At 70.9% G+C, this 25424-nt stretch carries 9 protein-coding genes; all 9 read right to left on the reverse strand.

Annotated elements, in window-relative coordinates; translation table 11 throughout:
• Nucleotides 1–21: 21 nt before the first annotated feature.
• A complete protein-coding gene (locus OR600_RS07235) occupies nucleotides 22–5820 on the reverse strand; it encodes a DUF11 domain-containing protein (RefSeq protein WP_265590918.1) in 5799 nt (1932 codons plus the stop codon).
• 557 nt (nucleotides 5821–6377) lie between these two features.
• Nucleotides 6378–11969 (reverse strand): isopeptide-forming domain-containing fimbrial protein, encoded by a 5592-nt coding sequence (locus OR600_RS07240; RefSeq protein WP_265590919.1) that lies wholly within the window; start codon nucleotides 11967–11969, stop codon nucleotides 6378–6380.
• Between the two features lie 400 nt (nucleotides 11970–12369).
• Nucleotides 12370–13854: a glutamate synthase subunit beta gene (locus tag OR600_RS07245; protein ID WP_135978744.1), complete on the reverse strand. Its 1485-nt coding sequence runs from the start codon at nucleotides 13852–13854 to the stop codon at nucleotides 12370–12372.
• A gap of 3 nt (nucleotides 13855–13857) precedes the next feature.
• Nucleotides 13858–18492, reverse strand: a complete 4635-nt coding sequence (gene gltB / locus OR600_RS07250; RefSeq protein WP_265590920.1) for a glutamate synthase large subunit — start codon at nucleotides 18490–18492, stop codon at nucleotides 13858–13860.
• 264 nt (nucleotides 18493–18756) lie between these two features.
• Nucleotides 18757–19101, reverse strand: coding sequence for a hydrogenase maturation nickel metallochaperone HypA/HybF (locus OR600_RS07255; protein WP_135978742.1), 345 nt, complete (start codon nucleotides 19099–19101; stop codon nucleotides 18757–18759).
• Nucleotides 19102–19106: 5 nt separating this feature from the next.
• Complete coding sequence (locus OR600_RS07260; RefSeq protein ID WP_265590921.1) at nucleotides 19107–21950, reverse strand: FAD-dependent oxidoreductase; 2844 nt, start codon at nucleotides 21948–21950, stop codon at nucleotides 19107–19109.
• Nucleotides 21943–22671 carry a hydrogenase nickel incorporation protein HypB gene (hypB, locus tag OR600_RS07265; protein WP_135978741.1) on the reverse strand — a complete coding sequence of 243 codons (729 nt, stop codon included), beginning with the start codon at nucleotides 22669–22671 and terminating at the stop codon, nucleotides 21943–21945. The genes OR600_RS07260 and hypB overlap by 8 nt, the downstream gene beginning before the upstream one ends.
• A gap of 104 nt (nucleotides 22672–22775) precedes the next feature.
• Nucleotides 22776–23081, reverse strand: coding sequence for a SemiSWEET family transporter (locus OR600_RS07270; protein ID WP_265590922.1), 306 nt, complete (start codon nucleotides 23079–23081; stop codon nucleotides 22776–22778).
• 135 nt (nucleotides 23082–23216) lie between these two features.
• Entirely contained in the window at nucleotides 23217–25352 is a 2136-nt protein-coding gene (ligA, locus tag OR600_RS07275) for an NAD-dependent DNA ligase LigA (protein WP_251173094.1), read from the reverse strand.
• Nucleotides 25353–25424: the final 72 nt, after the last annotated feature.

Below are 25424 nucleotides of genomic sequence, written 5' to 3' on the forward strand. Positions count from 1 at the left end.
ACGCGCGGGGAAACGGGGGTCTCAGCGCCCGCGGCGCCGCCCCTCCACCACCGTCACGGCCCCGGCGCAGGCGAGGGCCGCCAGGAGCGCCCAGCCGTAGGTGGCCGCCTGGTCGCCGGTCACCGGAACGATCGCCCTCAGGCGCTGGGAAAGGGTGGCCCTGATGGGGCTCCCGGTCTGGGGCAGCGTGGCGCCGGGGGCCGGCCGAGACACCTCGGGGCGCACGCCGTCCGGGTAGGCCACCTCGGAGGAGGCCGCCGTGGAGGCGTCGAGGCTGCCGTAGATGCCGAGGAGGCCGCCGACCTCGCGCCGGTCGCCGATGGGGGCCGACCCGCCGTCGCGAATCACGCCCTCGGTGGCACCGGACGGGTCGGTGCCCAGGGCCGAGGCGGTGTTGGCGATGTCGGTGCCCACGGCCGCCTCCTCCACGAGGGCGTCGAAGACGAGGGTGACGGTCTGGCCGCCGTCGATGGCGCCCACGGCCACCGACACATCCCCGGAGACGGGGTTGTAGACGGAGTCGGGGCAGGACATCTCGACGCCGTCGGGGAGCACCAGCCTGAAGCTGCCGGACACCGGGGTGACGCCGGCGGGCATCTTGTCGTAGAGGGTCACGTCGTACCAGCGGGTCCAGGGCTCGTCGCCGTTGGTGAAGGCCACGGTGTAGCGGATGGTGTCGCCCACCAGGACGGTGCCGGCCTCGCGACCGGAGAGGTTCTCAGCGGTCTTGGTGCAGGAGAAGCGGCTGTGGTCGGGGTCGCCGGGGACCACCTCGTGGACCACGTCGTCGATGAACGAGGGGTCCGTGGGGGCAACCTTCACCTCCTCGTCGTCGGGCACGGGCAGCCCGTCGCGGACCTGCTCCTCGGTCTCCTTCTCCACGTCCTCCCAGGTCTTGTCGTGGTCCTCGGGGTTCCACGGACCCGGGGTCTCGGGCTCGGGCCCCACGGAGGGCGGGCCGTCGGGGTTCTCGGGGTCGGGGGTGACGGTGGCGGAGGGCTCGGTTCCGAAGGGGGTGGCCACGTTGCCCTCCACGTCCACGGTGAGGGCGTCGGGGGTGACGGTGCAGTCGAAGGTCACCGACGCGGACGAGACGCTCACGAGGTCGCCGAGGCAGAAGCCCAGCACCCTGGTGGCGGGGTCGAAGTCGCTGGAGAACTCCGTGAGCTCGGTGCCGTCGGCCAGGGTGACCCGCGCCGACCCCGGCACGTAGGCGAGGCCCACCGGCAGCGCGTCGCGCACGACGACGTTGTACCAGGCGCCGCCGGGAAGGGTGTTGGAGACGGTCACGGTGTAGCGGATGGTGTCGCCCACCAGGGCCACGGACTTGTTGGGGCGCCGGTCGTGGCCCGGCGTCACGTTGACGGCCTTCTTGGTGCTGACGATGTCGCCGTCGGGACGGGGGTCGACGTCGGAGGGCACCGGGACCAGATCGTGGTCGTCGCGGTCCTCGGGCTCGGGACGCATGTCGGGGGTGATGGGCACGGTCACCACCACCTCGACGCGCTCCGGGGTGCCGTCGGGGCCGGGGCGCTCCACGGTCACCGGGATCTTGACCTCGGTGGCCTCGGGGTCCTCCTCGAGCTTCTTGCGGATCTGCTCCTCGAGCTCCTTGGCGATGTCCTCGGGGGTCACCGGGTCGGGGTCGTCGCCGAAGATCACGACGCGGTCACCGGGTTGGATGGGCTCCCTCACGGGCGGAGCATCCGGGTCGTCGGGATCGTCGGGGAGCTCGGCCTCGTCGAAGGGGCTGCCGGGGACCACCGGGCCCACGGGCACCCCGGGGGCGTCCGGCTCGTCGTCGGGGTCGTCGGGGTCCGGCGTCTCGTCGATGAGGTCGCCGCCCAGGATGTCGACGGCCTTGTCGGGGTCGGGCTCGGGTTCGCCGGGCTCGTCGGGGGCGGGCTTGGAGGGGTCTACCGTCACCAGGGCATCGTCCACGGGCATGCCCTCGGCCGGGAAGCGGGTGTCCCACTCGAACTGGTCGGGGTTGACGCCGTAGATGCCCGAGGCCTTGGAGGTGCTCGCAAGCTCCAGGGCGCCGTGGCCGGGGTCGAACAGGTCGGAGTCGACGGTCACATCGAGCACGAACCGCCAGGACTGCCCGCCGAAGAGGGTCGGGAGGCTGTCGACGACCACCTTGCCGTCGACGACGCGGGGGTTCTCGATGACGGTCTCGGTGCCGTCGGGGGCCACGGCCACGAGGGACTTGAGGGTGGTGTCGCCGGGAATGCCGAGCTCGTAGACGGGGTTGATGCAGGCCGAGTCGGCGGCGGTGTTGGTGGCGGTGACGGTGTAGCGCATCACGTCGCCGGGCCTCACGGTGCCGTCGTCGCGGGTGGTGTCGTAGGCGGTGGCGGTGAGGGTGAGCTCAGGCTTCTTGGCCAGGTCGGGGAAGACGTAGACGTCGAAGCTCCTGGAGGCGCCACTGTAGGCGCCGGTGCCCTTGACGGTGGCGGTGATGGTGGTCTTCCCCGCCGAGAGCACCCGGGCCCGGGCCCCCACGCCGTAGTCGGTCTTGTTCTCCACGTAGGTGCGGTCGGTCATGGCGTCGTTGGGCACCACCGAGATCACCGCCGGGTTGGAGCTGGTGAACTCCACGTCGCCGATGGAGTTGGTCTGGAGGTAGAGGGGGAACCAGTCGGGGTTCTCCTTGACCACGTTGCCGGCGTCGTCGAGCTTGTCGCGGAAAGCGGAGACGTCGGTGTGGTCCTCGGTGCCCATCCTCGTGCCGTCGGGGGCCGTCCAGTCGCGCTCGTGGTCCTCGTCGAGCTTGAGCTTGGCGTCGTTGGCGGCCAGGTCGCCCTCGGCCAGGCCCTCCCCGTTGGGGATGTAGCCGGTGCCGCTCTCGTTGAACAGGCGCAGGTCGGGGGTGGCCAGCTCGATCTCCACGGCGTTGTCGTCGTTGGCCGACTCGTAGTAGTTGACGTAGGCGGAGTCGTTGTGGGCGGGCACCCAGGGCTCGCTGTCGTCCTCGGAGGCCGCCGCGGCCTCGTCGCGGGGACCGGCGTCGGCGGAGGCGCTGGTGTACTCGACCCGCACGTGGTGCTCGTTGCCCTCGGAGCTCTTGTCCTCCAGGCCAAAGGCCTCGAGCTGGGAGCGGGTGAGGTCGAAGTAGGCCATGGTGTGCTCGCGGCCGCTGTCGTCGGCCGCGATCCAGGCGTGGGTGAAGGACGCGTCCTCGAGCCGGTCGCGGTCGACCTCGATCACGCCGCCCAGGCCCTCGGGCACCGCGCGGTCGTCGATGTAGAGCTGGAGGCGGCCGGTGGGGGCCTTGCAGCTGGTGCGGCTCATGGTGGAGCCGTCGGGGTAGGAGTCGCCGAAGGGCAGGGAGCCGCTGGTGACGTCCACGGGCACCACCAGGTGGTTGTTGGTGGCGGTGTTGTAGTTGCCGGCGTTGTCGTCCTGGGCCCAGGTGGGGGCGGTGTACTCCTTCCTCACCTCGTTGCCGTCGGCGTCGGTGGTGGAGAGGACCACCGGTTCGCTGAGCTCCCAGGAGGTGGTGGAGCACACCGGCGAGATGACCGCGCGGCCTGTGGCGGAGTGGCCCCAGTAGGTCTGGGAGAACGGGGCGTTCTCCTTGTACTGCTCGGAGCGGACCTCGATGTCGTAGAAGCCGGCGTCCGCCGGGGTCCTGGTGCCGGTGGTGGCGGCGCTGATGGGGTTGCCGTCCTCGTCCATCTGCTGGTAGTTGTATTTGATCTTGTCGTTGTTGTCGAGCTGGCCGCCGGCAGGGTTGTCCACCTTGATCGGCGTCTTGGAGACGTCCACCTTCTCCAAGGGCTCGCCGTCGTAGTACTTGCTCCAGTTCTTGGTGACGAAGTCCTCGTCCAGCTTGAAGCTCTCCCACTCCTTGGCGGTGGTGTCGCCCGAGCCGGCCGAGCCCTGGGGAAGGGTCGTGTTGGAGGTGAGGAGCTTCTCACCCACGTAGTAGGAGAAGTTGGCGTCGATCTGGTGGGAGGTGTTGGTGCCCTTGGGGAGCCACAGGTAGAGCTTGCCGTCGTTGAGGTTGGCCGGGGCGCCGTAGGGCGGGTCGGTGAGCATCTTGTCGAGCAGGAGCTCCCAGCTCTCGAGCTTGGCGTTGAAGTCGGGGGTGACGCCGGCGGCGTCGGCCATGGCCTGGATCTTGGACTTCACGTCGATGGTGAGCATGGCCACCTTCTTGGTGCGCTCGAGGTCGCCGTAGGCCAGGCCGTCGTTGTCGTTGCCCTGGAAGCGGGTGCAGTTGACCGACCCGCCGGTGATGACCACGTAACCCTGGCTGCCGCCGATCTCGAGGAAGCCGCCGTTGCCTCCCCAGTGGGGCAGCAGGGTGCCGCCGGTGATGAGGATGGTCCTGCCGGTGTTGGTGCCGCCGCAGCCCTGGCCGAAGGCGTTGCTGTGCTCGGCGCCCCATGCCTCCACGAAGCCGCCGTTGACGGTGATGTCGCCGGCGATGGTGTGGTTGGCGGTGCGGGAGATGATGGCGTCGCGCAGGGGCCAGGTGCTGGTGCTTCCGGACATCCCGCCGGTGTAGGTGCACCCGCCGCCGATGGCGGCGCCGTGGAAGGAGGCATAGGAGTCGACGGTGCCGCCGTTGAAGGTGATGGTGGTGCCGCCGCCGGCGTGACCGCCGCCGATGGCCGCGCCCGAGCCGTTGGCGGCCTTGTCGTTGGAGTAGACGTGGAGGTCGCCGCCGTTGAAGGTCATGTCGCCGCTGTTCTCGATGGGGCCGCCGCCGATGGCCGCCGACCGGATGCCGCTGTAGACCCACAGCTGGCCGGGGTCGCGGCTCTCGAGGTTGGAGAGGCTCGACACGAGGTCCTTGCCCACGCCCGTGGAGGTCTGGGTCTTGCCGTCGCGGTCCACATAGGTGGTGCCGGCCGGAATCATGCCCTGGGCGGGTACGACGGGCTCTCCCGACACGTCCTGGTTGAGCACCTCGTCGTCGACCACGAGCACGGAGCCCTCGCCGCAGCGCAGGCCCGGGAACATATAGGCGGCCGGGGTGTTGGACCCGGTGTCCAACGTGGAGTAGTAGGAGTTGTGCAGGGTGTTGGTGGTGCCGTCGGCGAGGATGAGGTGGACCGTGGTCTTGTCGGCCACGTCGTCGCCCGACACCTCGACGGTGCCGTTTCCGGAGGCGGTGGAGTTGGTGGCGATGTCCATGGGGAACTGGCCCTGGATGTTCACGCCGGCAAAGGTGATGGTGGCGTCGACCCCGGGGGCGACGCGGATGCCCGTGGCCACGGCGGTGCCGGACCCCGCGGTGTTGCGGACGGTGTAGGCACCGTCGGCCTTGATCACCAGCATCGCGATGGCGCGGGTGTCGGTGGTGGTCACGGGGAACTGGCGGCCGTCCTGGTGCTGCGGCGGGGTCTCGTTGGACCCGCGGCCGATGCGGGAGTAGGTGACGTTTTCCAGGGCGTAGCTCGTCCCCGGGGTGCCGCCGGCGATGGAGAGGCCGCCGTAGTCGGTGAAGCCGTCACCGATGTCGCGGGGCTCGGGAAGGCCCTCGGAGGCCGCGGCCACCGGCTCGTCGACGGGCACGGGGTCATCGGGAAGGCCCTGGGGGTCCGGGTCGGCCTGATCGACCTGGTCGTCGACGGGCGCGGGCCCGTCGGTCCCGTCGGCCGGCCCGTCCGTGGCGCCGTCATCGGCCGGGCCATCGACGGTGCCGTCGACCTCATCGACGGTCCGGGTGTCCATGGGCACCTCCGGCGCCACCTCCATGGCCTCCGCCAGTGCCGGTAGGCAGGCTCCGGGCAGGCAGAGCTCAAAGGCCAAGAACATGGAGAGCAGGAACGCAAAGGGACGGTTTTTGGGTGTTCGCGCATTCATGGGGTCACCTCCGGGTCGCGCACCGTCGTGGGGACGGCGAGAGTGTCATTTTTCCTAAACGTTTTCTGAATATACTCTCTCTAGTCCCTTGTATTCAAGGTGCTTTTAAATTCCGTAAGAAAGTAGGCGCCCGAAGGGGCCCGCACCTCTGAATCGCCCCCCCCGCTGCCTGAATACGGGGAATGGGAGGCGTCCCTATGCCCGGCAAGCCGGCTCCCGGCCGGGATGTCGGAGGGCACGAGGCCATGCTCGGACATGGGCCGTCAGAACCATAAATTGATGAATATAAGAAGCGACAGATGGGCCAGACGCCCCTGTCGCGCCAGTCACACCAATGGTTTGGTGGTTTTTCTCCTGCACGGAGGGGCCAAGACCACCAAACAACGCGATGTTTGGTGGTTTAGATCAGGGTTCATACCGAAAAGCACCAAACGACCGAGAAGGGCCTCCTAGCAGGGCCGCTGGGACAAAAGTGTCCGGGTGTTGGGACAGGCAGGGGGAGGGCCGGCGCCCCAGGTGCGGGTGCCGGCCCTCCCCGGTCGGGCGGTGTCGGTGCGTCAGCGGCGCCGGCGCACCCAGACGGTCGCGGCCGCCGAGACCGCGGCCATGAGACCGAGGGCCGGGACCAGGGATGCGACGTCGCCGGTCACGGGGACCAGTCCCCTGCCGCCGGTGACGGGTAGCACGCGGGCCTTGACGCCCTCGCGGGCACTCACGCGCTCGGAGGGGTAGACGGCGTCGCCGCTGTCCACCGAGAGGCTGCCGGAGTCGGTGAGGAAGGCGTCCCAGCCGGCAGGCGGGTCAAAGCGCGTACCCGGCACGAGCGGGACCCTCTCGCCGTCGCCCATGTCGGAGGGGAGCGTGGCGAAGGCACGGGCGATGTTGCCCACATCGGCGCCCACGGCCTCGGAGGTGACCTCCACCTCGAAGGTGAGCACCGCCTGCCCCCTGCCGAAGACGTCACCCGCCACCGCCGACAGGCGGCGGGTCGACGCGTCGTAGACGCCGCGGCAGGCCACGGAGCGGCCGTCGGCCGTGACCAGGCGGACGGTGGACTCGTCGACGGCCAGACCGGCGGGCACGGTGTCCTCGATGACCGCGTCGTAGACAGCGGAGCCGGGGGTGTCGTTGGCCAGGGTCAGGGTGTAGCGCACCCGGTCGCCCACATAGGTGTTGCCGTCGGAGCTGGTGAGGTTCTTGGCCGTCTTGGTCAGGGTCACGGCACCGTCGGCGGGATCGGTCACGTCGCTCACGGGGATCTCATGGGTGGCGGGCAGCGTGGCGAGCCCCTCGGTGGCGAGGAACGCGGCGAGGGTGCCGGAGGGGACGAAGGCCTCGGAGACCTGGGGGTCGGCGGAGTCGAGGTCGTAATAGCTCGGCTTCATGCCATGGCCCCAAGCGCGGTCGAGGATGGTGCGGCCCGCGGCCCCGGGGCCCACCACGGCGTCGTAGACGAGGCGCACCGAGGTACCCGCAGGCATGTGGCCCGAGCGCACGCCGATGGTGCGGGTGGCGTCCACATAGGCGCCGTCGGCCACGGCATAGCGCAGGTGGCCGTCCTCGGTGACCTCGGGCGCGGCGGCCGGGGCGACGCCGTCGGTGAGGGCGAGCAGGCTCACGGGCGCCGCGGTGTCGGGCACCTCGACGTAGATGGAGCCGGGGACCACCGTGAGGCCGTCGGGGACGATGTTGCGCAGGACGGTTTCGTAGAGGGCCGTGTGGTCCTGGGTATTGGTGAAGGTGGCGGTATAGCGGATGGTGTCGCCCACCATGGTGCGGGAGATGTCGCGGGTGAGGTTCTCGCCGGTGAGGGCCATGGCAAGACCGTCCTCGTCGGGATCGGCCGGCATGACGCCGCCGGACTGACCGGGCGTCACCGGGTCGCTGGGCTCGGGCGTGGGCTTGTTCTCCGGATAGGTGTCCCAGTCAAAGTCCTCCCACGGGTTGTAGGTGGGGTCGTCCGGGTCCACGCCGGCCGGCGGGTCGGGCACGAAGGGATCGCCGGGCTCTGGCTTGGGTTTGGGGGCAGGCGACGGATCGTCCGGGTTGTCCGGGTTGTCCGGATTGTCAGGGTTGTCCGGGTTATCGGGGTCGTCAGGGTCAGGGGTGGGGTGCTCCTCCTCCCACTTCTCGGTGGGGGTGGTGCCAAAGGCGAAGGCCACGTTGGCGCCCTCGGTGCCCTGGGCGTCGGGGGTCACCCGGCAGGTGAAGGTGAGCTTGGTCGACTCGCCGCCGTAAAGGTCGTCCACATAGACGGCGATGGTGCGGGTGGACTCCACGTATACCGCGTCGTCCACGGGCTGCTCCGTCCCGTCGACACGGGTGAGCACCAGGGTGCCGGGCACGAACTCGAGGCCCTGGGGCAGGGTGTCGCGGATCACCGGCGAGTACCAGGCGGTGTCGGCCCCCTTGTTGGCGAGGGTGATGGTGTAGGAGATCTCGTCGCCCACGAGGGCCCGCTTGGCGTCGGGATGGGTGAGGTTGGCGGCCTTCTTTGTCACGGAGATGTCGGCCTCACCGTCGGGGTCGTCGGGGTCGGGCACGACCACGGGGTCCTTGGGGATCACGGGCAGCGGCGGGATGGTGCCCGGGTCGACGGGGTTGGGGTTGTCGGGGTCGTCGGGGTCGGGGGTGGGGTCGTCGCCCACGACCACGATGTCGTCGGGGTTGTCCGGGTCAAGGGGCTTGGGCGTCCCGGGGTCCTCACCGGGGAGCGGGTCGGGGTTGACGCCCCAGGAGCCGCCGCCGCCAGGGGTCGGGTCGACGGGCTTGGGGTCATCGGGGTCGGTGGGACGGCCGGTGGTGCCGCTGTTGAGGGTGGCGACGAAACGCAGGGTGGTAGACTGGCCGCCGTACACCGTGCCGGCGCCGGCCGAGACCGTGGCGCCGCTCAGGTTCCAGGCGTCGTCGGCCAGGTCGCTCCAGTCGAGGTCCTCCCAGACAAAGCCCTGCTCGGCCGCGGCCGCATAGAAGGCGGAGGTGCCCAGGGTGGTGGACACGTCGGGCGTGGCGTAGTTGGCCGCCATGCGCACGGAGTCCTCGTCGAGGGTGAGGCGGCTGTCGAGGGTGGTCCAGAGGGTGGCGGCCTGCCATGCGGACCCCTCGGTGAGGTTCAGGCCGGTGACCAGGTACTCGATGCGGTCACCGGGGCGCGCCGGCTGGCCGGGGTGGTCGAGGTTGCGCGTGACCATGCGGATCTGGACCTTGGGCTTGATGGAGGGGTCCGGGATGATGTTGACGGTGAGGATGTAGCGGGTGCCCGTGTAGAGGGCGTTCGCCCCCTGCTCCATCACGATGGTGGCGGTGCCGCAGCTGTTCACCTGGACCTTGATGTTCTCGAGGTCGATGGAGCCGTCCTCGGCGCGGACGATGTCGGCCACGGCGGCGTTGGACGTGGTGCATATGACCTTGGCCGAGGAGCTCGACTGGAACTTGAGGTTGAAGAAGTCGGCGATCTCGGCGTCGTTGCTGTGGAAGGAGCTGTAGGACGCGGTGATGGTCTTGCGGACCACCAGGGTCTTGTCGTCGGGGTCCACGGGGCCGTCGGGGTCGTCGGGGCCGGGGTCGGGGGTGGGCTCAACCTTGATGGGGTCGTCGGGGCCGGGGACCACGTCGCCGGTGGGCGGCACCGGCACGATGAAGGTGTCGTCCTCCTTGGCGTTGTCGGGGTTCTTGTCCACGCCCTGGATGTAGTTCTTGTCGGCGATGTACTCGATGTTCACCGTGTGCTCGCCGCCGCCCGCGGCCGACTCGAGGATGTCGAGGAGGCCGTCGCGGTTGGCGGGGTCGAGGTAGTAGGTGACCTTGGTGGCGTGGCGGGTCTCGGTGCCGCCGGTCTGGGAGCCCACAGCGATGTCGGGCCACTCGATGGTGGAGAAGGCCGAGGCTCCCACACCCTCGGCGGTGAGGACGATGGGGTCGCCCACCTTCTTGCCGTCGATGCGCACCTGGAACGAGCCGGTGGGGGCGGCACAGGTTAGCGCCGTGGTGTTGGCGCTGCGTATGTTGAAGGTGAGCTTGAGGCGGTTGCCGGCCTGGCCCGCGGCGCTGTCCTGGGTGATCTGGGTCCAGGTGCCGTCGTCGGCCAGGTGGCCCCACTCGACGCCCTCCATGGTGAGCACGGCGGGCACCGGGTTGATGGTGGCCACGCCCTTGGCCTGGTGACCCCAGTAGCTCGAGGCGTAGGCCGGGTCCTTGGCGTACTGGTAGGAGGTCATGGTCACCTGGAAGCGACCGGTGTCGGTAGGCAGGGTGGCGGCGCCTTCCTCGGACTCGGCCCCGTCGGGCACCCACTCCCCGTCCTCGTTCTCCTTGAGCATCTGGTACTTGAACTTGACGTCGTCACCCTTGTCGAGCAGCTCGGTCAGGGTCTGGTCGCCCACCTGGCGCACCACCTTGATGGGGTGGGCGGCGTCGACCACCAGGGCCGGGAAGGGCAGGCCGTCGTAGTCCTTCTCGAGGGTCTTCTGGTACTCGTTCGGGAAGGGGAACTCGATGTAGCGCTTGACGGTCTGGGTGGTGTCGGAGGTGGAGGGCTTGGCGATGTAGAGGGGGTCGATCTTGGCCACGGTGCCGTCGTCCTTGCGCACCGACATCTCGATGCGCACCTCCTTCTCGGCGTTGGGGGCGGCCACCCACTCGGGCAGCCACAGGTAGAGCTTGCCGCCCTCGAACTCGGTGGGGGCGCCGTAGCTGGCGTCCTCTCCGCCGATGAAGAGCTTGAAGTCCTCGAGCTTCTCATTGGTGAGGTGCTCGGCGGAGGTGGAGAGATCCACGGTGAGCATGAAGACCTTGTCCTCGGCGGGCAGGGAGCCGCCGAGGGCGGTCACGTCGCTCCACGTGGTGACGCCCTGGGTGTTGTAGGCGGTGTTGCCCACGCCGGTGAACTTGTTCTTGTTGGAGACGTAGACCGAGCCGCCGGTGACGATGGTGTAGCCGCCGGTGCCGCCGATGTCGAACTTGCCGGAGTAGGAGGAGGGGTGAAGGGTGCCGCCGGTGATGCGGATGATGCAGTTGGTGGCGGTGGTGCCGCAGGCGCCGCCGAAGGCGTTGCCGTGCTCGTAGCCCTGGGAGGTGAGGTAACCGGCGTTGATGTAGATGTTGCCACAGGTCTTGTTCCCCCCGCCGGCCACCGCGCCGGCCTGGGTGGCCACCGCGCCGCTGGACCACCCGGCGCCGATGCCGGCACCGTGGTAGGAGCCGTAGGCGGCGATCCGGGCGCCGTTGAACCACATGTTGGTGGCCCCGCCGGCGGCGCCGGCGCCGATGCCGGTGCCGGAGCTCCAGTTCTGGTTGGCGTTGGTGCCGCCGTTGTTGGCGTGGCCGCCGGCGCCGTAGGCGGTGATGACGCCGCCGTCGAAGATCATGTTACCGGCGTTCTCCTGGGAGCCGGAGCCGATGGCGGCCGACCCGCCGCCGCCCCGCACGACGAGCTTGCCGGGGTCGGGGCTCGCCAGACGGGTGACCGGGTCGCCCTGGGCGACGGCCGTGCCGTTGTCCAGGGTGGCCGTGGTGTCCACCACGCCGTTGAGCACCTCGACGTGGGTGGAGCCGCTCCAGTTGGCCACCGAGTCGTCGATGTAGAGGGTGGAGCCGGCGCCGCAGTGGATACCGGCGCAGAAGACCGAGCTGGGACTGCTCACCGTGATGGTGTTGGTGGTACCGTCGGCCAGGAAGAGCCTGAGGGTGGTGCCCGTGCCCATGAGGTTGATGGGCGAGCTGTTGGTGTTGGACGTGATGGTGGCGCCGTTCAGGGCGATGTTGGCAGAGGTGCCCTGCTTGATCTGGACGGTGCCGTTGGTGAGGGTGCCCTTGAAGGTGAGGGGCGTGCCGGTCTGCACCACCACGGTGGTGCCGGAGACCGTATAGTCCACGCCCGCGGTGCCGCCGGAGATGGTGAGCGAGCCCACGGTGGTGTCGGCCGCCTGGGCCGCGGGGGCGTCGTCACCCTCGGTCACGGGGGTGGGAAGGGCGGCGAGCAGGTCTGCCGCGGCGGGCACGGCCACCTCGGAGGGGGTGGGGGCCTTCGGGGCGGCGGCATCGTCGCCCTCGCCGTCGCCGTCGACGGCCTCGTCGTCCGGGACAGCCTCCTCGGGGGCGGCGTCGGGAGCGGCGTCCTGGGGCTCGTCGTCGCCGACGGGCTCCACCACTGCCGCAGAGTCACCCCCCTCCCGTCATCTCCTCGGCGATTGCCTGCAGGCTTGCGCTGGGAACCAGCATCTGCAAGACGAGCAGGAGCGAGAGCACGAATGCAAATGTGCGTTTTCTTGGGGTGGATGCATTCATCTCGGAACCTCCGTTGGCCGCGGCACGTCCCGTGCCGCAGGCGACGACCTCTACAGAGCATTCCTGACTCTACTCTGAAAAATAGATACTTTCAAGGGACACTCAGTTTTCAGTCGGCAAGCGGAGGCGAACACCTAGGCAACCTGGTGCTTTTTACCGATTTCACCTATGTCTATTTATGAATTTAGAGATATCTATGGACACGGGAGGAACAAAAAAGGGCCCCCTCACGAACCGATCGTGAGGGGGCCCTTGCCGACAGGGTCAGGAGAGGCGGGACGCCACCTCCCGTGCGCAGGCCAGGCCGTCGGCCATGGCGCTCACCACGAGGGAGGCGCCGGAGCGGCAGTCGCCCGCCACGAAGACCGGCACGGCGCAACCGGACACGGCCCCGTGGCCTCCCTCCCCCACCAGCGGCAGCGGGCGGTCGTCGCACGTCTCCACGGAGAAGGCCTCGAGGACCGCCGGCACCGGGCCGGTGAAGCCCATGGCGATGAGCACGAGCTGGGCCGGGACCTCCTCCTCGGAGCCCTCGACGGGCACGGGGGTCCCGCCCGACCAGTCCAGGTGCCGGAAGCGCAGCGCGGACACCGAGCCGTCGCCGCCGTCCACGAGGGCCTGGGCGTCGGCCCCCCAGGTGCGGGGGTCGACGCCCTCCACGGCCTCGGCCTCCACCTGGCCGTAGTCCACCTTGAGCTCCTGGGGCCACTCGGGCCACGGGTTGGAGGCCGGGCGCGTCTCGGGCGGGCGCGCCATGAACTCCAGCTGCCGGACCGAGCGGGCGCCTTGGCGCAGGGCCGTGGCCACGCAGTCGGTGCCGGTGTCGCCGCCGCCGACGACCACGACGTCGAGCCCCGCGGCCGAGATCTCCGGAGCGACGGCCGCGGGGTCGCCGTCGGCCGCCTCGACGGCCCCGGTGCTTGCCGTGAGGTAGTCCACCGCCATGACCACGCCGTCGAGGTCCGACCCCGGCACCGCGAGGCGGCGGGCGGCCCCGGCGCCGCAGGCCAGCACCACGGCGTCGCAGGACGAGACGATCCCGTCGGCCACGGCCGGGTCGGAGGCGTCGGAGCCCGTCTCAAACGCCACGCCCTGGCCCGCGAGCCACTCCACGCGGCGGCGCACCACGGCCTTGTCCAGCTTCATGGTCGGGATGCCGTACATGAGGAGGCCGCCGGGGGCGTCCGAGCGCTCGTGCACGGTGACGTCGGCGCCCAGGCGGCGGAGCTCCCAGGCGGCGGCGAGGCCGGCGGGGCCGGAGCCCACCACGGCCACCGAGCGCCCGGCGAGGGGCCGGGGGCGCCCGGGGTCGAACGCGGTCGGGCCGCCGTCGGCCCACTCGTGGTCGGAGATGGCGAGCTCGTCGTCCTTGATGGCGGTGGCCCCGCGGTCGCGGCCCAGGTTGCAGGCCGCCTCGCAGAGGGCCGGGCACACGCGGCCCGTGAACTCGGGCATCGGGTTGGTGACGCGCATGCGGGCCGCCGCCTCGCCCCAGAGCCCGCGCCATACGAGGTCGTTCCACTCGGGGATGAGGTTGTGGAGCGGGCAGCCGCTCACGCGGGCGCGTCCGAAGGGGCGCCCGGTCTGGCAGAACGCCACGCCGCAGTCCATGCAGCGGCTCGCCTGGAGGCGCTGGCGCTCGTCCGGCAGTGGCACGGCGATGGGGCGGTAGTCGCCCAGGCGCTCCTCGACGGGGCGCTCGCCGTGGGTGCAACGGTCTATCTCGAGAAAGCCACCGACCTTGCCCATGGCCTACCTCCCCATCCTCATGGCGTCGAACGCCTGCTGCTCGGCCTCGGCCCTGGTGGCGCCCGCCGCAATCGCGGAGTCCACCAGGGCGGTCACCCGCGCGTACTCGCGCGGCAGCACCTTCCTGAACCTCCCGGACACCGGGCCGAAGCGGTAGAGCAGCTTGATGCCCAAGGGGCTGCCGGTGCGCTCCACGTGCTCCTCGATGAGGGCGCGCACCCGCTCGAGGTCGTCCCCGTCGCAGGGCAGCACGTCCACGAGGCCCTTGTTCACCCGCGACTCCAGAGTGCCCAGCTCGTCGTAGACGTAGGCCACGCCGCCGCTCATGCCGGCGGCGAAGTTGGGGCCCACCTCGCCCAGGATGAGGGCCACGCCGCCGGTCATGTACTCGCAGCCGCAGGTGCCCACCCCCTCGGCCACCACCGTGGCGCCGGAGTTGCGCACGGCGAAGCGCTGGCCGGCAAGGCCGTTCACAAAGCCGCGACCGCCCGTGGCGCCGTAGAAGGCCACGTTGCCGATAGCGGTGTTCTCGTTGAACTTGTACGCGGCCCCCTCGCCCGGGTGCACCGAGACGATGCCGCCGGAGAGGCCCTTGCCCACGTAGTCGTTGGCGTCGCCCGAGATGTCGAGGGAGATGCCCGCCGGCAGGAACGCGCCGAACGACTGGCCGCCGGAGCCCTGGCACCGGATGCGGACGGTGTCGTCGGGCAGCCCCTCGGGGTGCCGCGCCGTCACCGCGGCGCCGAGCATGGTGCCCACGCAGCGGTTGACGTTGGCGAGGTCGGCCGTGAACTCGATGGGCGTCAGGTGCTCGCGGGCGTCGGCCGTGTACGGGATGAAGAGCGTGGCGTCGAGGGTCCGCTCGAGGGCCATGTCGAAGCGCATCTCCTCGAGGAACCGCGTGCCCGAGGCGCCGGGGACCGAGGTGCCGTAGAGGTTGGTGCCCACGGCGAGGACGGCCGAGAGGTCCAGGGTGCGGGCCTTCCACGGGCCCTCCCCCGCCTTCTGGCGCAGGCGCTCCGGGTGCCCCACCATCTCGTCCACCGTGCGGAAACCCAGGGCCGCCATCTCGCGGCGGAGGTCCTCGGCCATGAAGGTCATGAAGTTGACCACGTCGTCGGGGGTGGCCTTGAACTGCCTGCGCAGGCAGGCGTTCTGGGTGGCGATGCCGGCCGGGCAGGTGTCCTGCTGGCAGTCGCGCTGCATGAGGCAGCCCATGGCCACGAGGGGCATGGTGGCGAAGCCGAACTCCTCGGCGCCGAGGAGGGCCGCCACGGCCACGTCGCGGCCGCTCATGAGCTTGCCGTCGGCCTCCATGACCACGCGGGAGCGCAGGCCGTTCCGGAGCAGCGTCTGCTGGGCCTCGGCGAGGCCCAGCTCCAGGGGCAGGCCCGCGTGGTAGATGGAGTCCCGCGGGGCGGCGCCGGTGCCGCCGTTGGAGCCGGAGATGAGGATCTTGTCGGCGCCGCCCTTGGCCACGCCGGTGGCGATGGTACCCACGCCGGCCTCGGCCACGAGCTTCACCGACACGCGGGCGCCGGGGCTGGCGTTCTTGAGGTCGAAGATGAGCTCGGCGAGGTCCTCGATGGAGTAGATGTCGTGGTGCGGCGGCGGGCTGATGAGGCCCACGCCCGGGGTGGAGCGGCGCACCTCGGCGATCCAGGGGTAGACCTTGGCCCCGGGCAGGTGGCCGCCCTCGCCGGGCTTGGCGCCCTGGGCCATCTTGATCTGGATCTCGGTGGCGCTGCCGAGGTAGCGGCTCGTGACGCCGAAGCGCCCCGAGGCCACCTGCTTGATGGCGCTCCTGGCGGAGTCGCCGGGCCGCCATCCGGCGGTGGAGCCGGGGGCCAGCGGCGCCTCGCGGGCCGGGTCCTCGCCGCCCTCGCCGGTGTTGGAGCGGCCGCCCAGCCGGTTCATGGCCACGGCCAGGCACTCGTGGGCCTCCTTGGAGATGGAGCCGTAGCTCATGGCGCCGGTGTTGAAGCGGCGGACGATGGAGGAGGCGGGCTCCACCTCGTCGAGGGGCACGGGGCCGGAGGGCAGCGGCACGCACTCGAGGAGGTCGCGCAGCATCATGGGGCGGCCGGGGCGGTGCACATGGGCCACGTAGGCGTCCCAGAGGTCGGCGTCGTTCTCGCGGCAGGCGCGCTGCAGGAGGTAGATGGCCTCGGGGTCGATGAGGTGCTCCTCGCCCTCCCACACGCCGTTGTCGGGGCGCCACTTGGTGGCGCCGGAGCTGGGCAGCTGGTCGGGGGCCGGCGAGAGGGCCAGGGCGTCGGCCTCGGCGCGGCGCTCCACGAGCTCGCGCTGGATGTCCGCGAAGCCCAGGCCGCCCACGCGCGACGGCACGCCGGAGAAGCAGCGGTCCACGACCTCGCCGGCGAGGCCCACGGCCTCGAAGATCCGGGCGGCGTGGTAGCCCTGCATGGTGGAGATGCCCATCTTGGACATGATGGAGACGATGCCCGAGGTGACGGCGCGGTCGTAGTTGGCCAGGGCCTCGGCGAGGCCCACGGTGACGGCGCCGGTGGCGACGGCGCAGGCCAAGGCGTCGTGGGCGCCGCGGGGGTGCACGCCGGACGCCGAGAAGCCCACGAGGGCGGCGAAGTCGTGGGCGCAGACGGCGTCGCCGGTGTCCACGACGATGTCGGCCTCCATGCGCAGGCCGCGGGCCATGAGGCGGTCGTGGACGGCGCCGAGGGAAAGCAGCGACGGCACGGGGACCAGCGCGGGGTCGCAGTCGTCGGTGAGCACCACGACGTTGGTGCCGGCCGCCACGGCCCGCTCCACCTCGTCGCAGAGGGCGTCCAGGGAGGCCTCGAGGGCGTCAGGGCCCGCGGCGGGGTCGAAGGCGCCCACGAAGGTGCGGGCGTGGAAGCCGGTGCGGTCGAGGGCGGCGACGCGGCGGAAGGCGTCGTCGGACAGGATGGGGCCGTCGAGGGCCACGAGGCGGCAGTTGTCGCGGGCGTCCTCGAGGATGTTACCGTGGTTGCCGAGGTAGAGCACGCTGCTCGTGACCATGGACTCGCGCAGGGCGTCGATGGGCGGGTTGGTCACCTGGGCGAACAGCTGGTAGAAGTAGTCGAAGAACGGCCGGGGCCTCGCCGAGAGGCAGGCGAGCGGCGTGTCGAAGCCCATGGAGGCCAGGGGCACGGCGCCCTTCTCGGCCATGGGGCGCAGCACCTCGGCGACGTCGTCCCACGAGTGGCCGAGGGCCGCCATGGACCAGGCGAAGGGGCGCCCGCCGAAGGGCTCGCGGCCCGGGTCGCCCGGGTCGTCGAGGTCCCCCACGGCGAGGGTCTCCTCGGCGATCCAGTCGGCGAAGGGCTTGGCGCTGGCGAGGTCGCGACGGAGCTCGTCGTTCCAGACGATGCGGCCCTCGGCCGGGTCCACCTCGAGCATCTCGCCGGGGCCGAGGGAGCCGGCCACGAGGATGTCGGCCGGGTCCACGTCCAGGGTGCCCACCTCGCTGGAGAGCAGCAGGCGGTCGTCGTGGGTCACGTAGTAGCGGGCCGGGCGCAGGCCGTTGCGGTCGAGGGACGCGCCGAGGGTGCGGCCGTCGGTGTAGGCGACGGCGGCCGGGCCGTCCCAGGGCTCCATGAGCATGGACTGGTAGCGGTCGAAGGCACGGCGCTCGCGGTCGAGGTGGTCGTTGCGGTCCCAGGGATCGGGCATGAGCAGGGAGGCCGCGCGACTCATGGAGCGGCCGTTCATGACGAGGAACTCGAGCACGTTGTCGAGGATGGCGGAGTCGGAGCCCTCGCGGTCGATGACCGGCAGGACCTTCTCGAGGTCGGGGCCCATCACCGGCGAGTAGAGCCCGGGCTCGCGGGCGCGCAGGGCGCAGACGTTGCCCTTGAGGGTGTTGATCTCGCCGTTGTGGATGATGTAGCGGTTGGGGTGCGCGCGCTCCCAGCTGGGCGTGGTGTTGGTGGAGTAGCGGGAGTGCACGAGGCAGAGGGCGCTCTCCACGGCGGCGTCGTTGAGGTCGAGGAAGAAGCGGCGCATCTGGGTGGCGAGCAGCATGCCCTTGTAGACCACCGTGCGCGCGCTCATGGAGCACACGTAGAAGATGCGGCCGTCGAGGGCGCTCGAGGCCTCGGCCGCCTTCTCGACGGTGCGGCGGCACACGTAGAGGGCGCGCTCGAAGTCGTCGCCGGCGGCCACGGCGTCCGGGCGGCCGATGAAGGCCTGCCAGATGGAGGGCATGGTGTCGCGGGCGGCCTCGCCAAGGTCGTGGGGGTCCACGGGGACCTCGCGCCAGAACAGCAGCGGCAGGCCGGCGGCGGCGCAGCCGTCCTCGAAGGTGCGGCGGGCGGCGGTCACGCCGAACTCGTCCTGGGGCAGGAAGAGCATGGCCACGCCGTAGTCGCCCTCGTCGGGGAGCAGGCACCCCTCCTTCTGGGCCTCCTTGCGGAAGAACCGGTGGGGCACCTGCAAAAGGATGCCGGCGCCGTCGCCGGTGGTGCGCTCGAGGCCCACGCCGCCGCGGTGCTCGAGGTTGACGAGGACCGACAGGGCGTCGTCGACCATCTGGTGGCTGCGCCTGCCCTTGATGTGGGCGAGGGCGCCGATGCCGCAGGCGTCGTGCTCGAACTCGGGGCGCCAGAGGGTGGGGCCGGGTTGCGGTTGGGTCATGCTCACTCCCTAGGGGCCGGGGACTTGTCCGGGTCTCTCGTACCCTACGGCGGCAGTGTGTGGCCCCTGTTTCGTGCCCCCAGGGCTTACGAGATGGAAAAGGGGGCGTAACAGAGCGGCGGCGGTCAGGCGCCGGGGCCCCTTCCGGCGCGGTTCTCCGTCGGAAGGGGCCCGGACGGCGGCCCGTCATTTCAACGATGAAATATAAGAAGTGACAGATGGGCCAGGCGCCCCTGTCACATCCGCCGCGTCGCGGGGCAGGGCCTAGACGACGGCTATCTCGCGGATCACCACGCCCGATCCCTGCTCCAGGTGGGTGTGCGGGCTGCCGCAGGCGGGGCACGTGCGGCCGTGGGCCACCGTGCCGTAGCGGGTGCCGCAGTCCTCGCAGAGCGTCACGGCGGACTCCTCCTCCATGACGAGCTCGCAGTCGCGGAGCAGGTCCTCGCGGTCGGCGCACCAGCGCCAGGCGTCCTGGAGGAGCCGCGGCACCACCCCAGAGACCTCCCCGAGCTCCACGGTGACCGAGGCCACGGACGTCGCCCCGTTGGCCAGGGCGACGTCCCTCACCTCGTCGGCGATGTAGAACACGATGCCCAGCTCGTGCACCGCGCCTACACCTCCCGCCTGATCTTGCGGACGGCGATCTTCGCCGCGCGCTTGAGGGCGTAGGGGCCGATGGCCTTGAGCTTGTCCTCGGAGCGCACCATGGTGCTGGCCTCGGGGTGGTCGCGCACCAGGTGGATGGCGTCGAACTCGCAGCGGGTGGTGCAGAGGCCGCAGCCGATGCACTGGTTGGGGTCCACCCAGCTCGCGCCGCAGGACAGGCAGCGCGCGGTCTCGGTGCGCACCTGCTCCTCGGTGAGCGTCCCCGCGTACTCGCGGAAGGGCTCGGCCTTCTCCTTGGCCCTGTCGGTCGCGGGGCGCTGGCGCGAGGAGGTGTCGTAGCTGGGCAGCACGGCGTCGTCCTTGTCCAGCTCCACATAGAACCGGGGGTTGCGGCCCACGGTGAGGCTGGAGCCGGGGTGCACGTAGCGGTGGATGGAGACGGCCGCCTCGTGGCCCTGGGCGATGGCGTCGATGGCGAAGCGCGGGCCGGTGACCACGTCGCCGCCGCAGAAGACGTCGGGCTCGGCCGTCTGGTAGGTCACGGGGTCCACCACCGGCGAGCCGCCGCGGCCGAGCTCCACGGCACTGCCCTCGAGGAGCGCACCCCACTCCACGGCCTGGCCGATGGAGAAGACGAGGGTGTCGCAGGGGACCTCCTCGGTGTCGGCCTCGTCGTAGACCGGCGAGAAGCGCCCCTCGTCGTCGAATACCCTCACGCAGCGCTTGAACACCACGGATGAGACGGAGCCGTCGTCGCCCACGCGCACCTCGGCCGGGCCCCAGCCACACGTGACGGTGACACCGTCCTCGGCGGCCTCCTCGAGCTCCTCGTCGCTGGCGGGCATCTCGCCCCGCTGCTCCAGGCTGCGCATCTCCACGGAGGAGGCGCCGGCCCGGGCGGCCGTGCGGGCCACGTCCACGGCCACGTTGCCGCCGCCCACGACGACCGTGCGGCCGAGGGAGGCGCCGTCGAGGGCGCCCTCGGCGGCCCGGTGCAGGAAGTCCACGGCGGAGGAGACGCGCCCGGCATCCTCGCCGGGGATGCCGGCGGAGCGGGAGCCCTGGCAGCCGATGGCGAGGTAGAAGGCGTCGTAGCCCTGCTCGCGGAGCTCGTCGAGGGTCACGTCGGAGCCCACGTCGACGCCGAGCCTGAACTCCACACCCATCTGCGCCATGACGTCGATCTCGGCGTCGATGACGTCCTGCTCGAGCTTGAAAGACGGGATGCCGTAGGAGAGCATGCCGCCGGGCCGCGGGTTGCGGTCGAAGACCGTGGGGGCGTAGCCCTTCTCGGCCAGGTAGTAGGCGCACGAGAGGCCGGCCGGCCCGGCGCCCACGATGGCGACCTTCTGGGGGAAGCCCCCGCGGTTGGACGGGGTCACCGCCGGCGGCACGTAGCGGGTGGCCGGGTCGAGGTCGGCGGCGGCCACGAACTTCTTGACCTCGTCGATGGCCACGGCGGCGTCCACGCGCCCGCGGGTGCAGGCGTCCTCGCAGCGGCGGTTGCAGATGCGGCCGCACACGGCGGGCAGCGGGTTCTCGCGCTTGATGAGGGCGAGGGCGTCGCGGTAGCGGCCCTGGGCGGCCAGCTTGAGGTAGCCCTGGACGGCCACGTGGGCCGGGCAGGCGGTCTTGCAGGGGGCCGTGCCGGAGTCGTAGGTCTCGCGACGGTTGTCGTCGCGGTAGTTGGGGCTCCAGCGCTCGGGGCCCCAGGGCGTGGCGTCGGGCAGCTCGCGCACGGGGTACTCGGGCACCTTGCCGCCGGCCTTGGCGGAGCAGAGCTTCTGGCCGAGGGACACCGCACCGGCGGGGCACACCTCGACGCAGCGGCCACAAGCCACGCAGGCCTCGCGGTCGACCTCGGCGGTGTAGGCCGAGCGGCTCATGTTGGGCGTGTTGAACAGCTGGCTCGTGCGCAGGGCGTTGCAGATGTTCACGTTGCAGTTGCAGATGGCGAAGATCTTGTGCTCGCCGTCGATGTTGGTGACCTGGTGCACGAAGCCGTTCTCCTCGGCGTGGGCCAGGATGGCGAGCACCTCGTCGCGGTCGATGTAGTGGCCGCGCTGGGTGTCCACGAGGTAGTCGGCCATGTCGCCCACGCCGATGCACCAGTCCTCGGGGTCGTCGGCCGAGCCCTCCCCCAGCTTCTCACGGCTCATGCGGCAGCTGCAGGGGCTGGCGGCGTACTTGCCGTCGTACTTGTCGAGCCAGTGGGTGATGTGCTCCACCGAGGCCGACTCGTTCTCCATGGGGATGGCCCGCTCCACGGGGATCACGTGCATGCCGATGCCGGCACCGCCCGGGGGCACCATGGCGGTGACGCGCTCCAGGGGGAGCTGGGTCATGCGCTCGAACATCTTGGCCACCTGGGGGTGCTCGTCGATCTGGGACTGGCGCATGTTGAAGAACTCCGCCGAGCCCGGCACGAAGGGCGGCAGCACGTAGCGCAGCTCGCCCTCGGGATTGCGGCCGTCCTCGTTCTCGCGGTTCCACTCGATGAGGCCCACGTAGCCCATGTCGAACAGGAGCGGCTCGAGCTCCGCGGGGTCCATGGAGCAGAGTTCGGCCAGCTGGGCGAGGGTCTTGGGCTTGCGCACCCCCATCTTGAGGGCCACCTTGGCCATGGGGTCGGTGATGCAGGCGGCCAGGCCGTAGTACTCGGGGTCCGCCGGGGTGACCTTGTGGCCGATGCGGTCGGAGACCATCTGGGCCAGCTCGAGGACCGGCTTGCGCACGGCCACAGAGGGGTCGGACGCCTCGGGGGGCACGTAGTCGCCCTCCACGGTGAGGCCGGCCTCCCGGAGCCGCTCGATGCGTTCGTCGGCGGCCATACGACGCTCGTTAGGCATGGGAGCCTCCCTTCCAGGCGGCCACGGCACCCTCGAGCCACGCCGTCCAGGCGTCGACGCCCTCGCCGGTCTTGGCCGACAGGCAGATGACGGGGGCCTCGGGGTTGCGCAGGCGCACGTTCTCGCGGAACCGCTCGATGTCGAAGTCGAAGAGCTCGCAGGTGTCGACCTTGTTGACCACCACGACGTCGACCACCTCGAACATCAGGGGGTACTTGAGGGGCTTGTCGTCGCCCTCGGGCACCGAGACCAGGGCCACCGAGGCCGAGGCACCGGTGTCGAACTCGGCGGGGCACACGAGGTTGCCCACGTTCTCGAGGACGGCGAGGTCGATGGGGGCGGCCCCCTGCTCGGCGGCGGCGGCATCGAGCTCCGTGAGGCCCTGGGAGGTCATGGCGGCGTCGAGGTGGCACATGCCGCCGGTGTGGAGCTGCACGGCCACCACGCCGGCGTCGGCCATGGTCACGGCGTCGACGTCGGAGTCGATGTCGGCCTCCATGACGCCCATGGACAGGCGGTCGCGCAGGCGCTCGGCCGTGCGGGTGAGGAGGGTGGTCTTCCCCGAGCCGGGGCTGCTCATGACGTTGAGCAGGAACGTCCCCCGCTCCCTGAGGTCGTCGCGCAGCCTGTCGGCCCTCTGCTCGTTGGCCGCGAAGACCGATTCCTTCACCTCGATGACGCGCACCGCGCGCCCGTCGGACGCCTTGGGCTCTTGGGCCATGGCATCTCTCCTCTCCATAGGGTTTTTGCCAAGTCTAGCAACTCGGCCGTTGACGGCCCCTATCAGACCGTCAACAAGACAAAAGACCCTGAAGAGGCAGCCGCCTAGTGGAGCGCGGTAAGGAAGGTGATGCAGCCGAGCACGATGCCGGGGACGTTGGCCACCACGATGGGCATGTCGCGGGGCTTCTCGAGCAGGCCGTAGGCGGTCCAGAACACGCAGTTGACCATGGCCACGAGGGGCTGCAGCGGCGAGCCGTAGTTGCCGGCCAGGTTGTTGGCGATCTGCGGGATGTACGAGACGTACATGAGCACCGAGAGGACCGAGGCTATGCGGCCGAGGACCTTGACGATGCGGACGCGGTGCGCGTCGTCGACGGGGGCTGCGGTGCGGGTGTCGTTGTCTGCCATGGGCTTCCTCCTTGGGATCGCGGGTGGGTACCGAAGACCCGGGTACCCGCGAACCCGAGGAACCCCCGACGACATTCGGGGGACTCTACAGGGTTTTCACCGTCCGCCCCGGCCGACACGCACGGGGAGCGGCGGTCACGCGGGGTCGGCGGGCGCCGGGGGCTCACCCGTCTCGAGGACGCGCTCCAAGGCGGCCTGGTCGAGCACCGGCACGCCGAGCGACTCGGCCTTGGCGAGTTTGGAGCCAGCGGCCTCACCGGCCACAACGTAGCTCGTGCGCTTGGAGACGCTGCCCGACACCTTGGCGCCGAGGGCCTTGAGGGCGGCGCCGGCCTCGTCGCGCGTCATGCCCTGCAGGCTGCCCGTGAGCACGAAGGTGAGGCCTGCCAGGGTCTGGGGGCGCTCCGGGGCCGTGGGGGGTTCGTCGGCCATGGTGACGCCTGCCGCACCGAGGCGGGCGAGCACCTCGAGGTTCTCGGGGATGGAGAAGAACTCGGCCACGCTGGAGGCGACGACCGGGCCCACGCCGTCCACCTGGGCGAGCTCCTCCTCGGTGGCGGCGCGCAGCAGCTCGACGGAGGGGAAGGCGGTCGCGAGCGCGTCGGCCACCGAGGAGCCCACGTGCACGATGCCCAGGCCGAACAGCACCCGGGAGAGCGGGCGGGACTTGGAGGCCTCGATCTGGGCCACGAGCTTCTCGGCGGTGCGCCGGCCCGTGGGGATGGGGTCGCCCACGTCGTGGCCCTTGGCGCGCGTCCTGTAGGTGCGGCCCGTGGGCAGGGCGGCCACCTGCCCCACCGTGAGGGAGTAGATGTCCGCGACGTCGCGCAGGAGGCCGGCGTCCACGAGGCGGCCGATCATCTCGGGGCCCATGCCGTCGATGTCCATGGCCTTGCGCGACTGCCAGTGCTCGAGGCGCTCCAGGGACTGCGCGGGGCAGTCGATGGAGATGCAGCGGTAGGCCACCTCGCCCTCCTCGTGCACCACGGGGCTGCCGCAGGAGGGGCAGGTGGCGGGCATCTCGAAGGGCACGGAGTCGGCCGGGCGCTTGGAGAGGACCGGCCCCACGACGGCGGGGATGACGTCGCCGGCCTTGTGGACCACGATGGTGTCACCCACGCGCACGTTGCGGCGGCGCACCTCGTCCATGTTGTGGAGCGTGGCCCGGGCGATGGTGGAGCCGGCCACGGTCACCGGGTCGAACTCTGCCACGGGGGTGAGGAAGCCCGTGCGGCCCACCTGCACGCGGATCTCGCGGAGGACCGTCTCCTTCTCCTCTGGCGGGAACTTGAACGCGATGGCCCAGCGCGGGGCACGGGAGGTGAAGCCGAGGGCCTGCTGCTGGGCGAAGGAGTCCACCTTCACCACCACGCCGTCGATGTCGTAGTCGAGGCCGTTGCGGTTGGCCAGGGCCTGGGCGCAGTACTCGTGCACGGCCGCCGCGCTCTCGCAGCGCTCGGCGTGGGGGTTGACGGAGAAGCCGCAGGAGCGGAGCCAGTCGAGGAACTGGGCCTGGGTGCTCACCTGCACCATGGCGGGGTCGGCCACGGCGTAGATGAACGTGGCGAGGTCGCGCGACGCCGTGACGCGGGGGTCCTTCTGGCGCAGCGACCCGGCGGCGGCGTTGCGCGGGTTGGCGAAGACGGGCTTGCCGGCGAGGTCGCGCTCCTCGTTGAGGCGGGCGAAGGCGCTCTTGGCCATGTAGACCTCGCCGCGCACCTCCACGGCCTCCCCGGCGCCGCCGTGGGGCAGCCCGGCGAGGCCGGCGTCGGCCAAGCGGGCGGGGACGTCGCCGATGGTGCGCACGTTGAGGGTGACGTCCTCGCCCACCGAGCCGTCGCCGCGGGTGGCGGCGCGCACGAACCGGCCGTCGCGGTAGGTGGCGGCCACGCCGAGGCCGTCGATCTTGAGCTCGCAGGTGTAGGCCACGGGTCTCTCCGGCGTGGCGCCCAGGGCCTCGTCGGTGCGGGCGAGCCAGCGGTCGAGCTCCTCGATGGTCATGGCGTCGTCGATGGAGTACATGCGCTGGGCGTGGGCGACCGACGCGAACTGCGGGCTCACGTAGCCGCCCACCCGCTGGGTGTAGCTCTCGGGCACCACGAGCTCGGGGTGGCGCGCCTCGATGTCCTGGAGCTCACCGAGCAGGCGGTCGAACTCGGCGTCGGAGATCTCGGGGTCGTCGAGGGCGTAGTAGCGGTAGGCATGGTAGTCGAGCTTGGCGCGCAGCGCCTGGGCGCGGTCGCGCGCCTCGTCGAGAGAGGGCTTGTCCATGGGGCCTCCGGAAGGGTAGGTGTCACCGCTCGGAGTCTACCCCAGGCCGCCGCCCCGCGCCGCCCGACAGCG

The sequence above is a fragment of the Granulimonas faecalis genome (assembly GCF_022834715.1).
Taxonomy (GTDB): domain Bacteria; phylum Actinomycetota; class Coriobacteriia; order Coriobacteriales; family Atopobiaceae; genus Granulimonas; species Granulimonas faecalis.

What these genes read in the sequence shown, in the direction of transcription:
- OR600_RS07235 (WP_265590918.1), bottom strand. Translation starts at nt 5,820, where the DNA reads ATGAATGCGCGAACACCCAAAAACCGTCCCTTTGCGTTCCTGCTCTCC.
- OR600_RS07245 (WP_135978744.1), bottom strand. Translation starts at nt 13,854, where the DNA reads ATGGGCAAGGTCGGTGGCTTTCTCGAGATAGACCGTTGCACCCACGGC.
- gltB (WP_265590920.1), bottom strand. Translation starts at nt 18,492, where the DNA reads ATGACCCAACCGCAACCCGGCCCCACCCTCTGGCGCCCCGAGTTCGAG.
- OR600_RS07260 (WP_265590921.1), bottom strand. Translation starts at nt 21,950, where the DNA reads ATGCCTAACGAGCGTCGTATGGCCGCCGACGAACGCATCGAGCGGCTC.
- hypB (WP_135978741.1), bottom strand. Translation starts at nt 22,671, where the DNA reads ATGGCCCAAGAGCCCAAGGCGTCCGACGGGCGCGCGGTGCGCGTCATC.
- OR600_RS07270 (WP_265590922.1), bottom strand. Translation starts at nt 23,081, where the DNA reads ATGGCAGACAACGACACCCGCACCGCAGCCCCCGTCGACGACGCGCAC.
- ligA (WP_251173094.1), bottom strand. Translation starts at nt 25,352, where the DNA reads ATGGACAAGCCCTCTCTCGACGAGGCGCGCGACCGCGCCCAGGCGCTG.